The organism is Streptomyces coryli, assembly GCF_011044975.1.
Lineage (GTDB): Bacteria > Actinomycetota > Actinomycetes > Streptomycetales > Streptomycetaceae > Streptomyces > Streptomyces coryli.
In genome coordinates this window covers 19,630-33,898 of sequence record NZ_JAAKZV010000027.1, presented here as the reverse complement: position 1 = coordinate 33,898, position 14,269 = coordinate 19,630, and the positions used below count along the sequence as shown (strand labels likewise).

Below are 14,269 nucleotides of genomic sequence, written 5' to 3'. Positions count from 1 at the left end.
CCATGGCTTTCCCGTGCGTTGAGATCACGTCGTTCGGCTATCTGCACGCCGCGCCGCCGGCCGCGCACCTGACCATCGACCTGCGGCATCACTTCCGTGACCCGCACGTCAGTCCGGCCATGAAGTACCTGACGGCGCACGACGCGGAGGTTCGCACCACGGTGCTGAACACGCCCGGCATCGGCGCACTGGTCGACTCCACCGCGATGGCCGTTGCGGCGTTCGCCCTCGGTCCGAGCGCGCAGAAGGTCCGCGTGGCCGTCGGCTGCGCGGGCGGCCGGCACCGCGCCCCGACGTTCGCTATGGCGCTGGCCGCGCAGCTGCGCGCGCTGGGCTTCGAGGTCACCGTCAATGACCTCGACCTGGCCAAGCCCGTCGTTCACCGCTGACCCCGAGACGGCCGCTCTCTCGCCAATGACCGCGGCCGTCCCGGTTCCACCTGCTCCAACCCAGCCAACTACAGGAGACAGATCATGCGTTCGTACGTCAGCGGCCACCAGGCCGTGACCGATGAAGACTTCGCAGAGCTGGCGCTCGGTACCCCGCTTGAGCTGTGGCTCGGTGCCGAGGGAGAGACGGCCGAGGAACGAGCGGCCCGCCTGGACGCGGGCCGCGACATCCTCACTGACAACCCCGCTCTGCCGTGGCGCGCGGACCGGATCGCCGACGTGATCGACAATCCGGATCTTGCGGAGATCATCACTCTGCCGCGTCCGGACCGGCGGCGCCCGCGCTCCCGGAAGGGGGCAGCGGCATGACTACCGACGACCGTGCGAGCGTCGCGCGCCGCCTGACCGGCCCGCAAAAGGCCGTACTGACCATCGCCTTCCTGCCCATGCTGGCCACCGGCATCACCGGGGCTGTGGGCACGTTCAGCAACATCTCCCACGCCTACGGCACCGGGACCGCGCTGGGTGCGGTTGCCGCCGGTGAGGGCGCCACCGCTGTACTCGCGCTGGTGCTGCTCGGACTGACCATGCTCGGACAGTCCTCGCCGTGGCCGATCAGGGCCGGTCTGTGGGCGCTGCCGACCGCGGCCGCGGTGATGGCTGCGATGGCGGGCCCGGATGCGGGCCGCACCGTCATCTACGCCGTGACCCCGATGGGCATGTGCGTATCGGCGGAAGGCATGGCCTTCCTGGCCCGCCGGATCGTGGTGCACACCGCCGGCCGGGACGCGGAAGCCGAGCGCAAGGCCGCCACGATCGTGCGGGCCCTGGCCTACCACCAGGCCCGCGCGGCCAACCACCCCGTAGACAAGGTTCGGGGGCGCTCCGAGCGCAAGTCGTGGCGGCTGGCCCGCCAGGTCGGCGGCGGCGATGTGGTGCTGGGTGAGCGGCTGTTGACGGTGCAGCGCGAACGCGTCGTCACGGGCGCGGACGCGGCCCTGGCTGGCATGTTCGCCATCACCACCGCGGACACCGGGACACCGGCTAAGACCGACCCGGAACGGTCTACCGGCGAGCTGCCTGAATCGGACCCTGCTCCGATCACGGCGACGGTGGAACGGCTGCCCGCCCCGGCTGCGGTCGACTGCCTGAAGTCGACTCCTACGCTCAAGCCGCTGCCCTCGATCGCCCCGCCGATCGGGCCGCGGACCGTGGCGGCCGATGTGCGCCGTCCGCGGCGTGCCACCGGTCGGGTGCCCGACGCTGCACGTACTCCGCGGACCAAGCGCACACCGGAGCAGCTGCTTGCCGAGGCCCGTACGGTGACCGCCGGTTGGCCCGACGCCAAGATCACGGCGGAGGGCATCCGCCGGGCGGTGCACACCTCCCCGGCCAATGCCCGGATGCTGCGGGACGCTCTGCGCGCTGAGCGGGCTGCCTGATGTCGGCGGCGTTCGGCAAGTGCTACGACCCGCACGGTGCCCGCTACGGCGTGCCCACCTACCCGTGGAAGTACGCCCCGGACGGGCTGGCCACGCGCCGGCAGCTACGGGCCCGCGGACTGCGGCCGGGCGGGCAGGACATCGCCGCGCAGCTCATGCGGCAAAACCGGCGCGCAGGCGGGGTGAGCGTGGCCTACCTCTACCGCGAAGACCTGGCCCGGCCCGTGCGGCCGATGACCTCGCGGAAGTGGGGCGCGCTGGCCCTAGCCATGCTCGCCCGCCGTACCTGCCCCAAGTGCCGGATCACCTACAGCTACTGCCTGCCGCGCTCGCTCGGCATGTGCCTGCTGTGTGCCTCTGCCGACCGTGCCGCGTGACTGCTGCACGAACAATCCATCAACCGGGCCCGGCCGCCCACCTCCTACAGCACGCGGCCGGACCCGTCCTCGCGCCATCTCTCGCGACAAGGAGTCTCCACCATGCCCGATAACGTCGTTCCCCTCTTCAAAGCCCCGCCCGATGTGGCCGACGTGCCGCCGCCGGTCGACCTCGCCCTGGTGCCGGACCACGTACCGACCCGCTGGTGGTCGAGTGCCGGCCGGTTCCTTCGTGCGGCTGCCACCCACAAGCGGGTGGGCACCATCGTGCGGCCGACGGTCCGCCACAGCGCGTACCTGCTCGGTGGCGTGCGGATTCTGACCCGTCGTGCGTGGGATGACCGCACCACCGCCCGCTATGCCCGGATGATCCGGGGCGCGGAAGCGGCCGGGAACTACGAGGAAATCAAGGAGTGGGAGAAGCGCGCCGCCGCGTTCCGCAAGGCGCGGCACAAGCGGCGCATGGACCTGCTCAAGGCCATGCTGTATGCACCGAAGGCCATCGCCTACGGGACCGCTGCTGCGGCCGGGGCGCTGCTGGTGCTTGGCATCATCCTGGCCGTGGCCAGCAAGGACGTTGGCCTGGTCCTCGCCCCGATTGCGACCGTGATCCAGCTCATCGGCTGGATCGCGTTCATAGTCGGCTTCATCTGGAATCCGCTGCTGATCGCGCTGCCGTTCCTCGCGATCGGGTCGATCTGGAATGTCGGTCGGCAGCGGCAGGCGGCCCCTCGATGGGCGCTGCCGGTCGAGGAGAAGCGGGACGTGGTGCCTGATGAGGGGGCGATCCTTCACAGCCTCAAGCACCTGTCGATCCCGAAGCTGAACCAGGCGTTCAAGGACGGCTGGCAGCCGCGCTGGTCGCAGGGCACCGTCAGGTTGGGCAACGGCTACCACTCCCGGCTGCAGCTGCCGATGGGCGTCACGGTCGAGATGATCAACGGCAAGAAGCCGGTGCTCGCGCACAACCTGCTGCGCCTGCCGATCGAGGTATGGCCGACCGAACCCCGCGACCAGCCCGGGATTCTCGATCTGTGGGTGGCTGACCAGGGCTCGCTGTCCGGGAAGGTGCCGGACTGGCCGCTGCTGACCGAGGGCACCACCGACTACTTCAAGGGCGTGCCGGTCGGCGTCTCGCAGCGCGGTGACACCGTGCACGGCAAGCTGATGGCCTCGAACTACATGGTCGGCGGCATCATGGGCTCGGGTAAGTCGTCGCTGGTCGTCTCGCTGCTGCTGGGTGCGATGCTCGATCCGCTGGTCGAGATCGACGTGTACGTGATGGCCTTCAACGTCGACTACGACCCGATGAAGCGCCGGTTGAACACCCTGGTCAAGGGCGATGATGACGAGCAGATCGAGGCCGCGGTCAAGGCCCTGCGCAATCTGCGCGGTGAGGTCACTGAGCGCGGCAAGCTTCTCGAAGCGTTCGGCGGTGACGAGGTCCGGCTGACTCGTGAGCTTGCTGAGCGGGACCCGCGGATGCGGCCCAAGGTCGTTGTCTTCGATGAGTGCCACGAGCTGTTCATGCACAAGAAGTACGGCGCCGAGGCGGCCGAACTGGCGGAGCAGGTGATGAAGAAGGCCCGCAAGGTCGGCATCACCCTGATCTGGGTCACCGTGTCGCCTACGGCGGACAGCATCCCGAAGGAGGTCACCCGCAACACCTCGCACCGGGTGGCGTTCGCCGTTGGTGACCACATCGCCAACGATGGGCTGCTGGGCACCGGCAAGCATCGTGCCGGCATCACCGCCACCAACCTGAATCCGGCCGAGGACATCGGCACCTGCCTGACGGTCGGGTTCACCCGCAACAACTTCGAGCTGGTCCGCGCGCACTACGTCCGCAAGGACGCCGAACGCGACCAGATCACGCCCGTCGTTGAGCGGGCCATGGGCCTGCGTGAGGGCATCACTCCGGCTCCCGCACAGCCTGTGGATGAGCCGGTGGACCACCTCGCCGACATCGTCGCCGTGGTGGGCGACGTGGAGCGGCCGCGTACCGACGTGGTGCGGCAGCTGCTCGCCGAGCGCAACCCGGCCGAATACCGCAGCTGGACCGCCTCGGAGCTGACCCGGGTTCTGCAGGAAGTCGGCGCGGCCCCGTACAAGTCCGGCGGCGTCATGGTCGTCAGCCGCGACCGCGTCCGCGCCGCGCTTCGCGCCCGGGACGACGACACCTCGCTCAGTGACGCTGAGTGAGGGAGTTGGCCGGGGAGGCGGGGAGTTCTCCCTACCTGCCTCCCTCGCCCTGCCTCCCTCGCCCTACCTGCGGTGACACCCCGTTAGGGAGGCAGGGAGGCGGCCCGCCGCTGGCCTGCAAAACCCCCGGAAACGCTGTCTCTCCGGGGCGTGCTCTGCCTCCCTCCCTGCACGCTCTGTAATCGTGAGAAGGGATCTCGCATGTACCCCGAACGGTACGAACACGGGTCCGTGGAACGGCCCGTGACCGTCCACCACCCGACCCCGATACCGCCCGCCGACACGGCGGCGCCGCTTGTTCCGGTGGCGCCCGGCCAAGTGCCGGCCGTGCAGAGCGTCGTGCTGCCGGACGGCCGCGTCGTCACCGGCTACGCCATCGCCCCGGCCGCGTCCGCGGCCCCGGCCGTGGTGCAGTCCCGGCCGGTGGTGTCGCGTACGGCGGTGAACATCGCGCTGGGCGGGATCGGGTTCGCCGCCATCTGCGGCGGGCTGATCCTGCTCACCTCGTTCATTGCCGCGCTCGCCGCGCTGCTCCACCAGCTCATCATCCTGGTGGCGATCGTCTTCGGCCTGTACGTCGCCGTGCAGCTCTTCGGCAGCGGCGGCGGTCGGGGCGGCGTCACGGTTAACGCCCGCAAGGCGGTCTTCAAGAACAACCACTTCCGCGGCTGAGTGGCGGCGGCGCAACGTTGCCGCCCTCGAACCGTCCCGGCCCCCTGGCCGGTCGCGCCCGGGCGCGGAGCGAGCGCAGGAAACACCGCCCCAGCGGAGTTTCCAAGCTCACAACTTGCTCCGCGCTCGCGCGGCCCGCACGCGCGCATATCACGGGACCCGGAGCCTGCCCAAGCGCACCTTCATGTCTCACGATCACCCCGTTCCGCGTGCCACGACCCGTCCGCGAGATGAGGAGGAAGAGCTGTGCCCAAGCCGCCCCAGGTGAAGTACGTGATCACCGAACCGGCCGTCCCTGGGTGGTGGCGCCTCCATCGCCATCAGGTCTACGGGATCACCTGCCTGCTGCTCGGCATGTGGCTGTGCCACGAGTGCACCGGCACTGCCGCCGACCCCGGCCACCACCCCACCCCAGGCCCAGCGCACAGCACCACCCGCGACCCGAGCATTCAGCCACTGCCGGACAAGGAGTCCACCCGATGAATCCGCATCTCAAGCCCCCGGCCCACCATGCTGAGGCCGCCGCCGAAGCCGTCCGTGCGCTCAACCACACCACGCAGGCCCGCAAGGACGGCTTCGACTATCCCAGCGACGCATACGAGGTCGTCGGGCCGCTCAATCAGCTCGCCATGCGCCTGCCGCAGAGCTTCGCGCAGCTGTCCAGCTTCCTGGTTGGCCTGTCCAAGGCCGGTGCGGTCACCGCCGATCACGGCGAGGCCAAGGAGCACCTGGGCGATGCCTGCTCCGCTCTCGCCTCATCCGCGCTCATCGCGCAGACCCTGGCGGAACACCTGGAGCGTGCTCACTCCGCTCTTTCCCCGCTCGGCTACGACACCAGCGACGAGGAAGAGCCCTGCGGCGAAGGCATGTGCATCTGCTACTGCGTCGGCGCCCGCCACCCGTGCGGGTGCGATTGCCCGCACGACGAGGACTGCGACTGCCCGTTCTGCTGGGTCGACGACTGATGAACCGCTTCCGCCACCCCCGGGGCGAAAGCGGCGGCGAAGAGTGTCTTCGCCGCTAACTTGCTCGCCCTCGGGCGGCGCGGCTCGGACACTCCGAGCCTCCATCTTGCTCGCCCCGTCGAACAGCCGGGATCACGCAACGCGAGCCCTTATAGCAGCAGATCCCCGGTTACCGAAACCGGGGATTGTCCGGACCCTTTTGCAGGTGAGGACGGGCGCTCTCTCGCCAAAGACCGCGCCCGCCCTCTCTCCCTCTGCTCCAACCACAGAACAGGAGAACACCAGCATGACGCATCCACCCGTCTCCGCCCAGCTCGCCGCTGCGCTTGACGCAGCGCGACGCGGCTGGCCCGTCTTCCCCCTCCGCCCCGGCACCAAGCGGCCCGCGCTGCACGGCAAGGACAGGTGCCCGCGCACCGGCCCCTGCACGGCCGTTCACGCCACGTGGGAGCAGCGCGCCACCACAGACCCCGAGCTGATCCGCCGCACGTGGCAGTCCGAGGCGTTCAACGTCGGTATCGCCACCGGCCCGGCCGGGCTGGTCGTCATCGACCTGGACCTTCCCAAGAACAGGAAGGACGAGAAGGACGCGCCTAGCGGCGCGACGTCCTTTGCGGCGCTCTGCGAGCGCACCGGCCAGCCTGCCCCGGCTACCTTCACGCTGCGGACCGCGAGCGGGGGCCAGCACCGGTACTTCACCACCCCGCCCGGCCTGCGGCTGGGGAACACGGCGGGCAAGCTCGCCGCGCGCATCGACACCCGCGCTTGGGGCGGCTACGTCGTCGCCCCCGGCAGCGTGGTCGACGGCCGCGCCTACGAGGTCACCGACCTCACCCCGCCCGTTCCGCTGCCCGCGTGGCTCCGGGCCGCCCTGGCACCTGCGCCGCGCCCCACGGGAGTCGTGGCCATGCCCCAGCCGGGCAACGCGCCTCGGTACGTTCTCGCTGCCCTGCGCAGTGAGGTGCACAACGTGGCCACCGCGCCCGATGGCGCCCGGAACGCGACGCTGCTGCGGGCCGCGCGGGCCCTGGGGCGGTTCATCGCCGCTGGCGACCTGAGCCGCGCCGAGGCTGAGCAGGCTCTTAGTGGGGCGGCGGCTGCCAACGCGACTCAGCCGCAGCGCTACTACGACGACGTGATTGCTCGCGGCCTGGACTGGTCCATCGCGCACAACCCGCGGGGGCGGCAGACGGCATGAACCACGAACCTCCCCCCACTAAGAGCCCCAACGCCACCCCCGACGACACCGCAGCCGCGCGCAACACGGTGGTGACCGCTGACGCAGGCGCCCGAAAAGGCGGCGGCCGTCAGGCCGTCCTCTCAGCCCCTCCTCCGGTCGCGCAGCGACCGGGCGACGGACGCGAGCCGATCGCCTGGCTGACCATCCGCGCCCCGAAGGGCGCCACACCCACCGCGTCATCGCACTGCCTATGCGGGCGCGAGCGCCGGGCGGCAGGCCGCAGGCGGGTGCTGCACCTGATCGCAGACCACGAGGAGCACCGGGGGAGCTGCCCGCTGCGCCATCCACACGAGAGGAGGGCCGCATGACCGGCACCGAAGAACTCCCCGCACCCTCCAACCCCCTCGCGGTCGCGCGGCGGCTGCTGCCCGACTGGCAGAACGACGGCGGGCACCTGGTCTGCCGCCGCTGGCGCGGCTCGTGGATGCGCTGGTCTGGCACCTGCTGGCGGGAGCTGGACGAACCGCAGTTGCGCGCCGCCCTGTACGCGCGCCTGGAGTACGTCACCTACCGGGCCGGGACCGACAAGGACGGGCAGCCCGAATTCCGCGACTGGGCCCCGACGAAGCAGAAGCTCGGCAATCTGCTGGATGCACTCGGGGCGGTGACGCTGCTGCCCACCGACACCGATGCCCCGGCCTGGATCGGCCGGCAGTCGGCCGCGCAGGACGGCAGTCCGATCGTGGCCTGTCAGAACGGGCTGCTGCGCATCCGGGATCGGCGGCTGCTGGTGCACAGCCCGGAGTTCTTCAACCTCGTCTCCGTGCCGTTCGCCTACGACCCGCAGGCCACCGCCCCGACCTGGGATGGCTTCCTGCGGCAGATCTGGCCGGACGACCCGGACGCCATCGCGGCGCTGCAGGAGTGGTTCGGCTACGTGCTGTCCGGGCGCACCGACCAGCAGAAGATCCTGCTCATGGTCGGCCCGTCCCGCTCGGGCAAGGGCACCATCGCCCGGGTGCTGAAGGAGCTGGTCGGCAAGGAGAACCTGGCCGGACCGACCCTGGCCGGGCTGGGGACGAACTTCGGGCTGTCCACCCTGATCGGCAAGCCGCTCGCGGTCATTGCCGACGCGCGGCTGTCGGGCAACGACAACAGCCAAGTAGTGGAGCGGCTGCTGACGATTTCTGGTGAGGACACCATCGACATCGACCGGAAGTACCGGGAGGTGTGGACCGGCAAGCTGCCCACCCGGCTGGTGATCCTGTCCAACGAGCTGCCGCACTTCGGCGACGCCTCCGGCGTCATCGCGCGCCGCTTCGTACTGCTGAACATGACGGTGTCGTGGCTCGGCAAGGAAGACCCGACGCTGTTCGCGCGGCTGTGCTCCGAGATGCCCGGCATCCTCAACTGGGCGCTGGACGGGCTGACCCGGCTGGAGGCCAAGGGCCGGATCACGGAACCTGCCTCCAGCCGCGAAGCGGTCACCACCATGCAGGACACCGCCTCACCCACCAGCGCCTTCGTCCGCGAACGCTGCACCGTCGGGCCCGCCTGCACGGTGCCCGTCGACGCGCTGTGGGACGCCTGGCGCGACTGGGCCGAGGACAACGGCGTACGCGGCACCGGCACCAAGCAAATGTTCGGCCGCAACCTGCTGTCCGTCGTGCCCCAACTGCACCGGGCCAAGCCGCGCGACGACTACGGCCGACGGATGCCCATCTACACCGGGATCACGCTCAACCCGTCCGAACCACATTAGCCAGGGGCGCGGCCCATCGCGGCCCACCCATTCTGACCTGCGGCTTTCCCTGGCATCTCGTATGGCCCACCGCGGCCCAAAGACCCGTGGCAGCGCGGGCCGCGATGGGCCGCACAGAGCAGGCGAAAAACCGCAGGTCACAGCCTTGGGCCGCGATGGGCCGCGTCCCACAGGAATGTGGCTCGACCTCTCCCGCATGCCTTCGCTGACCAAATCTCTCGCCAGGAGGACCCAATGACCGCCGCCCCGATCCCCGAGGCCGTGAACACACTGCGGGCCGGACTGCCGGACCGCTACCTGACGCCGGAGGACATCTCCGTCACCTTCGTCGTCCCCGTAGAGACCGTCTACTACTGGCGCAAGCGGCGCATCGGCCCGCCCGGATTCCGGGTGGGTAAGCACCTCCGCTACGACCCCGCTGCCGTGCGGGCATGGGCGCGCGAGCAAGAGGGGCGCGACCTGGACGAAGCGGCCTGACCAAAGCGGGGGTGGGGCGATGCCTCACCCCCGCTCATGAACCTCGACCGATTCCCTGTGGCGGGGCGAACCCAACGCCTCTGCCCCGCCCCTGCGCGAAAGGCTTCAGACCCATGGCTGGGCACGTCCAAGACCGCTGGTACAAGACCGTCACCGACGCTGACGGCAAGCCCCGCAAGACCAAGACCGACCGGTATGGGAAGGGCAACCGCTACCGCGCCCGCTACATCGGACCGGACGGCACCGAGCAGTCCAAGAGCTTTGCCGATGGGCAAAAGCGGCTGGCAGAAAAGTGGCTCAACAAGATCGAGGCCGACATGGCCGACGGCACGTACATCGCCCCATCGGCCAGTCGGGTCACGTTCGGGCAGTACGCGGAACAGTGGCTCGAATCACAGGGTGGCGAGGTGACGACTCGTTCGTCCGCAGCCACCTGTGTGCGGCGGCACGCGGTGCCCTACCTGGGATCGAGGCCGCTCACCTCATTCCGCCCGGAGCACATTCGTACATGGCTCTCCGAGCTGGAACAGAACGTGGTGTCCGCCTCGTATCGGTCGGCCATCTTCCGGATCACTTCGACGGTGCTCAGCGCCGCCGTGGACGACGGCTACCTGAAGGCGAACCCGTGCCGCGCCCGCAGCGTGCGCCCGCCGAAGGCGATCAGCACTCGGGTGCGCCCGTGGCTGCCGGAGACGGCCCGTGCCGTACGCGAGGCGCTGCCCGAGCGGTACCGGGCCATGGTCGACGCGGCTGGGGGCTGTGGCCTGCGGCAGGGGGAGGTGTTCGCCCTGGCGGTCGACAGCATCGACCCCGAGGCCGGATGGCTGCACGTGACGTGCTCGGTGAAGCAGGTCGGGCGACACCTGATGTTCGGCCTGCCCAAGGGCGGCAAAGAGCGCGATGTACCCCTGGCGCCGGCAGTCGCGGAACGGCTGGCCGCGCACATGGCGCAGTTCCCTCCTCAGCCGGTCACCCTGCCGTGGCAGACCCCGGACGGACCGCCAGTGACCCGGGAGCTGCTGTTCCTCCGGGACGGCAAGGCCCTGGTCGTGCACCGCAACGTCTTCAACAAGGACGTGTGGAAGCGGGCCCTAGCCAAGGCCGACGTCATCCCGGACGAGGTCAAGGATGGGCGATACGCCGCGGCGCGCGAGCACGGGATGCATGCGCTGCGCCACATGTACGCCTCGGTTCTGCTGGACGCGGGCGAGAACGTTAAGGCGCTCAGCCAGTACCTCGGACACCACGATCCGGCGCTCACCCTGCGGGTGTACGCGCACCTGATGCCGAGCAGCGAAGGCCGCGTCCGCAAGGCCGTGGATCGCACTCTGTACGGCTCTGACGGCCCAGAGACGGCCCAAGCCGCCTGATCGGCCTACGCGGCCACGACAGGCATGGGCCTGCCGCCGTCCCGTGATCGGGTACGGCGGCAGGCCCATGCCTTCAGCGTGTCACCCCGAAATGGAGGTAAAACCGCAGGTCAGGGTCAGTGACCGCCCGACGCCTGGAGTCGCTTGTACGAGGCCTCGACCTCGAGTTCGGCGTCGACGCGGCCGACCCAGTTGGCGCCCTCTACGGACTTGCCGGGCTCCAGGTCCTTGTAGACCTCGAAGAAGTGCTGGATCTCCAGGCGGTCGAACTCCGACACATGGTGGATGTCGCGGAGGTGCTCGACCCGGGGGTCGGACGCCGGCACGCACAGCACCTTGTCGTCGCCGCCCGCCTCATCGGTCATCCGGAACATGCCGATCGCCCGGCACTTGATGAGGCATCCGGGGAAGGTCGGCTCGTCCAGAAGGACCAGCGCGTCCAGCGGGTCGCCGTCCTCGCCGAGCGTGTCCTCGATGAAGCCGTAGTCTGCCGGGTAGCTGGTTGATGTGAAGAGTCGACGGTCCAGGCGGATCCGACCGGTCTCGTGATCCACCTCGTACTTGTTCCGCGAACCCTTCGGGATCTCGATGGTGACGTCGAACTCCACGGGTGGCTCCTCCATGATCAGCACATACTTCGGGTGATTAAGTGTCCCCCACGAGAGTGTGTGGTGGCGAAAGGGGCTGGTCCGCGTTGACGGTCAGGCAGCGGCAGCGCCTCACGGCGTGGTGGGCGGCGCAGGAGCGGCAGGAACGGCGCACCCTGCAGCTCACAGCGGGCTCAGCCGCGCTCGGCCTCGTCATCGCGGCCGGGACGGCCGCGCTGGCCGGCCCCTGGGACAACGGTCAGCGTACGGCCGAGCGGGACCGGGCGTACGCCCAGGACCACACGGGTGACGGGCGTCACGGCCGATCGGGTACCGAGGTGCTGCCCGAGGCGCCGCAGGCTCCGGGCGTGCTGACGGCGCTCGGCCCCGGCCTCGGCGCCCCCGCGGGCGCCGCCGACGGCGCGCGCAGCGGCGCCCCGGCGCCGACGGCCACCGGCCTGAAGAGCGCGCTGGAGCCGCTGCTGAAGGACAAGGCCCTCGGCCAGGTCCGTACCGCCGCGGTGTGGGACGTCGCGACCGGCCGGGAGCTCTTCGGTCAGGGCGAGGGCAAGGCGGCGGTCCCCGCCTCCACGGTGAAGCTGGCGACGGGCGCGGCCGCGCTGGCGGCGCTCGGGCCAGGGCACCGGATCGAGACCGAGGTGCTGGGCAGCGGGAGCCGCGATGTCTGGCTGGCCGGCGCGGGCGACCCGGTGCTGAGCAAGGAGCGGATCGGCGACCTGGCGAAGGAGGCCGCGGGGGAGCTGAAGGGCGCGAAGGACCCGGTCCGGGTCCGGTACGACACCGGCGCGTACTCGGGGCCCGACCTGCACCCCTCGCTCGGCCGCAACGACAACCTCGCCCCGGTCGTCCCCCTGATGATCAACGAGGGCCGGCTCGACGGCAGCGGCCACGGCCCCGCCCCGCGCGCCATGGACCCGGCGAAGGACGCCGCCACGGCCTTCGCGGACGCACTGCGCAAGGCGGGCGTGAAGGTCGCGGACGGCGCACCGAAGGAGCAGGGCACGCCCAAGGGCGCCGACCGGCTCGCGGTGACCAGCTCGCCCAAGGTCGCCGACCTGGTCGAGCGGATGCTGGTGCACAGCGACAACGACATCGCCGAGCACCTGGCCCGCCAGGTCGCCCTGAAGGCCGGGAAGCCGGCCAGCTTCAAGGGCGGCGAGGACGCGGTCGCGGCCGAGCTGAAGAAGCTGAAGCTGCCGCTGAAGGGCGCCCGCTTCGCCGACGGCAGCGGCATCGACCGCGCGGACAAGGTGTCGGCGGAGCTGCTGACCCAGCTGCTGGTGCTCGCCTCCTCACCGAAGCAGCCCGACCTGCGCCCGCTCCTGACCGGGCTGCCGGTGGCGGGCTTCAACGGGACGCTGAAGAACCGGTACGCCGACTCGGGCGCGGAGGCGGGGACCGGGCTCGTACGGGCGAAGACCGGGACGCTCACGGGGGTCAACTCGCTTGCCGGCACGGTGGTGGACGCCGACGGGCGGCTGCTGGCGTTCGCCTTCATGACCAACGGGACGAAGGACCGCGGCGCGGCGCAGCAGGCGCTGGACGCGATGGCGGCGGCGGTCGCCAACTGCGGCTGCCGGTAGGGGCTTGAACCGAACCGCCGCTCGTTCCTCGGGTTATCCACACGCTCTGTAAATCGTCACCTCCGCATGGCAGCATCCCCAACTGGACCGCAGTTACGGGATCTTTGGACCGGAGGTCACATGCGTGGGGGAAGCGTCGCCGTGAGTACCGCCCTGGTCATCGGCCTGGTCGGCGGCTGGGCCGTGCCCAGCGCCTCGGCCGAACCGAGACCGGAACCGACGCCTACGCAGACGCTTTCCATAGAGGAAGTCCACGCCAAGGTGACCGAGTTGTACGAGAAGGCGGAGGCCGCCACCGAGGCGTACAACGCCGCGGAGGAGCAGGCGAAGAAGCAGTCGGCGGCGGTGGTGAAGCTGGCCAGGGCGGCGGCTTCGGCGCAGGCGAAGCTCGAGCGGCTGCAGAAGAAGGCCGGCGCCGCGGCTCGCGCGCAGTACCGCGGCGGCGGGCTGCCCGCCGAGGCCCAGCTCCTCCTCAGCCGCAATCCGGAGAATTTCGTCGACGATCTGCAGCTCGCCCGCAAGGGGCAGGCCGGCGCCGGGCGGCTGCTGAACCAACTGGTCACGACGAAGAGCCAGTTGGAGGGGTATACGGCGGACGCCGCCGATCGCTGGGAGCGGTTCGAGAGCAAGCGCAAGGCCAAGGAGAAGGCCAAGAAGGAGATCAAGTCCCAGCTGGCCGCCGCAAAGAAGCTGGAGCAGCGGCTGGCGGCGGAGGAGCGCGCCCGGCTCAAGGAGCTGGACGAGCAGAAGGCGCGGGACGCGCAGGCCAAATGGCTCGACTCCGGGATATTGGACGAGATCAACGGCAAGGCCAGCAAGGCCGGCAAGCAGGCGGTGAAGTACGCCACCGAGCAGCTCGGCAAGGACTATGTGTGGGGCGCCGAGGGACCCGACACCTTCGACTGCTCAGGCCTGACCCTGCGCGCCTGGCAGTCCGCGGGCCACACGATCCCGCGCACCTCGCAGGAGCAGGACCGGCAGCTGCAGCACATCAACATCAAGGAGATGCGCCCCGGCGACCTCATCATCTACAAGGGTGACGCCTCTCACGTCGGCATATATGTGGGCAAGGGCGCAATGATCCACGCGCCACGGCCGGGCCGCCAGGTCACGGTCGCGGGCGCCGGATCGCTGCCGATCAAGTCGGTGGTGCGCCCGGACGCGTAGGCGGGCTTCCGCAATCAACCCCGAGATCGCCGCATGCGTCCTCCATCACGTGAGGAATGTCATGGCTGGGGGCAA

Annotated in this window: 15 protein-coding genes; 14 read left to right on the top strand and 1 reads right to left on the bottom strand. The window is 70.2% G+C overall.

The features are described 5' to 3' along the window. Positions 1-2: 2 nt before the first annotated feature. The 12 genes from G5C51_RS09390 to G5C51_RS09335 all read left to right on the top strand — a co-directional run bounded on the left by G5C51_RS09390 (position 3) and on the right by G5C51_RS09335 (position 10,836). Positions 3-389 (top strand): RapZ C-terminal domain-containing protein, encoded by a 387-nt coding sequence (locus tag G5C51_RS09390; protein WP_165234808.1) that lies wholly within the window; start codon positions 3-5, stop codon positions 387-389. A gap of 84 nt (positions 390-473) precedes the next feature. Next, positions 474-758, top strand: a complete 285-nt coding sequence (locus G5C51_RS09385) for a hypothetical protein (protein ID WP_165234805.1) — start codon at positions 474-476, stop codon at positions 756-758. Next, a complete protein-coding gene (locus G5C51_RS09380) occupies positions 755-1,831 on the top strand; it encodes a conjugal transfer protein (RefSeq protein ID WP_165234803.1) in 1,077 nt (358 codons plus the stop codon). The genes G5C51_RS09385 and G5C51_RS09380 overlap by 4 nt, the downstream gene beginning before the upstream one ends. Further along, the gene (locus G5C51_RS09375; RefSeq protein ID WP_165234800.1) at positions 1,831-2,208 is read left to right on the top strand and encodes an RRQRL motif-containing zinc-binding protein; all 378 of its coding nucleotides are present in this window, start codon (positions 1,831-1,833) and stop codon (positions 2,206-2,208) included. Before G5C51_RS09380 ends, G5C51_RS09375 begins: the two co-directional genes overlap by 1 nt. Before the next feature lie 102 nt (positions 2,209-2,310). Then, a complete protein-coding gene (locus G5C51_RS09370; protein ID WP_165234798.1) occupies positions 2,311-4,410 on the top strand; it encodes an FtsK/SpoIIIE domain-containing protein in 2,100 nt (699 codons plus the stop codon). Positions 4,411-4,611: 201 nt separating this feature from the next. Further along, positions 4,612-5,082 (top strand): hypothetical protein, encoded by a 471-nt coding sequence (locus G5C51_RS09365; RefSeq protein ID WP_165234795.1) that lies wholly within the window; start codon positions 4,612-4,614, stop codon positions 5,080-5,082. 246 nt (positions 5,083-5,328) lie between these two features. Beyond that, positions 5,329-5,565 (top strand): hypothetical protein, encoded by a 237-nt coding sequence (locus tag G5C51_RS09360; protein ID WP_165234793.1) that lies wholly within the window; start codon positions 5,329-5,331, stop codon positions 5,563-5,565. Continuing rightward, the gene (locus tag G5C51_RS09355) at positions 5,562-6,047 is read left to right on the top strand and encodes a hypothetical protein (protein WP_165234790.1); all 486 of its coding nucleotides are present in this window, start codon (positions 5,562-5,564) and stop codon (positions 6,045-6,047) included. Before G5C51_RS09360 ends, G5C51_RS09355 begins: the two co-directional genes overlap by 4 nt. Before the next feature lie 286 nt (positions 6,048-6,333). Then, on the top strand, positions 6,334-7,245 hold the full coding sequence (locus G5C51_RS09350) for a bifunctional DNA primase/polymerase (RefSeq protein WP_165234787.1): 912 nt from the start codon (positions 6,334-6,336) through the stop codon (positions 7,243-7,245). Positions 7,246-7,591: 346 nt separating this feature from the next. Next, positions 7,592-8,989, top strand: coding sequence for a DNA primase family protein (locus G5C51_RS09345; protein ID WP_240929509.1), 1,398 nt, complete (start codon positions 7,592-7,594; stop codon positions 8,987-8,989). 234 nt (positions 8,990-9,223) lie between these two features. After that, positions 9,224-9,466: a helix-turn-helix domain-containing protein gene (locus G5C51_RS09340; RefSeq protein ID WP_165234781.1), complete on the top strand. Its 243-nt coding sequence runs from the start codon at positions 9,224-9,226 to the stop codon at positions 9,464-9,466. A 113-nt stretch (positions 9,467-9,579) separates the two neighbouring features. Then, the gene (locus G5C51_RS09335) at positions 9,580-10,836 is read left to right on the top strand and encodes a tyrosine-type recombinase/integrase (RefSeq protein ID WP_165234779.1); all 1,257 of its coding nucleotides are present in this window, start codon (positions 9,580-9,582) and stop codon (positions 10,834-10,836) included. A 116-nt stretch (positions 10,837-10,952) separates the two neighbouring features. Here the strand turns inward: G5C51_RS09335 and G5C51_RS09330 are convergent, their stop codons facing one another. Then, positions 10,953-11,444, bottom strand: coding sequence for an inorganic diphosphatase (locus G5C51_RS09330; RefSeq protein WP_165234872.1), 492 nt, complete (start codon positions 11,442-11,444; stop codon positions 10,953-10,955). An 86-nt stretch (positions 11,445-11,530) separates the two neighbouring features. Between G5C51_RS09330 and dacB the strand changes: the two genes are divergently transcribed. Together dacB and G5C51_RS09320 are read left to right on the top strand one after the other, a co-directional pair. Beyond that, entirely contained in the window at positions 11,531-13,027 is a 1,497-nt protein-coding gene (gene dacB, locus G5C51_RS09325; RefSeq protein ID WP_206313632.1) for a D-alanyl-D-alanine carboxypeptidase/D-alanyl-D-alanine endopeptidase, read from the top strand. A gap of 120 nt (positions 13,028-13,147) precedes the next feature. Further along, positions 13,148-14,194 carry a C40 family peptidase gene (locus G5C51_RS09320; protein ID WP_165234776.1) on the top strand — a complete coding sequence of 349 codons (1,047 nt, stop codon included), beginning with the start codon at positions 13,148-13,150 and terminating at the stop codon, positions 14,192-14,194. Positions 14,195-14,269: the final 75 nt, after the last annotated feature.

Excerpts from the sequence above, each read along its gene's own strand:
- G5C51_RS09390 (WP_165234808.1), top strand. The coding sequence starts at position 3 with ATGGCTTTCCCGTGCGTTGAGATCACGTCGTTCGGCTATCTGCACGCC.
- G5C51_RS09385 (WP_165234805.1), top strand. The coding sequence starts at position 474 with ATGCGTTCGTACGTCAGCGGCCACCAGGCCGTGACCGATGAAGACTTC.
- G5C51_RS09380 (WP_165234803.1), top strand. The coding sequence starts at position 755 with ATGACTACCGACGACCGTGCGAGCGTCGCGCGCCGCCTGACCGGCCCG.
- G5C51_RS09375 (WP_165234800.1), top strand. The coding sequence starts at position 1,831 with ATGTCGGCGGCGTTCGGCAAGTGCTACGACCCGCACGGTGCCCGCTAC.
- G5C51_RS09370 (WP_165234798.1), top strand. The coding sequence starts at position 2,311 with ATGCCCGATAACGTCGTTCCCCTCTTCAAAGCCCCGCCCGATGTGGCC.
- G5C51_RS09365 (WP_165234795.1), top strand. The coding sequence starts at position 4,612 with ATGTACCCCGAACGGTACGAACACGGGTCCGTGGAACGGCCCGTGACC.
- G5C51_RS09355 (WP_165234790.1), top strand. The coding sequence starts at position 5,562 with ATGAATCCGCATCTCAAGCCCCCGGCCCACCATGCTGAGGCCGCCGCC.
- G5C51_RS09350 (WP_165234787.1), top strand. The coding sequence starts at position 6,334 with ATGACGCATCCACCCGTCTCCGCCCAGCTCGCCGCTGCGCTTGACGCA.
- G5C51_RS09345 (WP_240929509.1), top strand. The coding sequence starts at position 7,592 with ATGACCGGCACCGAAGAACTCCCCGCACCCTCCAACCCCCTCGCGGTC.
- G5C51_RS09340 (WP_165234781.1), top strand. The coding sequence starts at position 9,224 with ATGACCGCCGCCCCGATCCCCGAGGCCGTGAACACACTGCGGGCCGGA.
- G5C51_RS09335 (WP_165234779.1), top strand. The coding sequence starts at position 9,580 with ATGGCTGGGCACGTCCAAGACCGCTGGTACAAGACCGTCACCGACGCT.
- G5C51_RS09320 (WP_165234776.1), top strand. The coding sequence starts at position 13,148 with ATGCGTGGGGGAAGCGTCGCCGTGAGTACCGCCCTGGTCATCGGCCTG.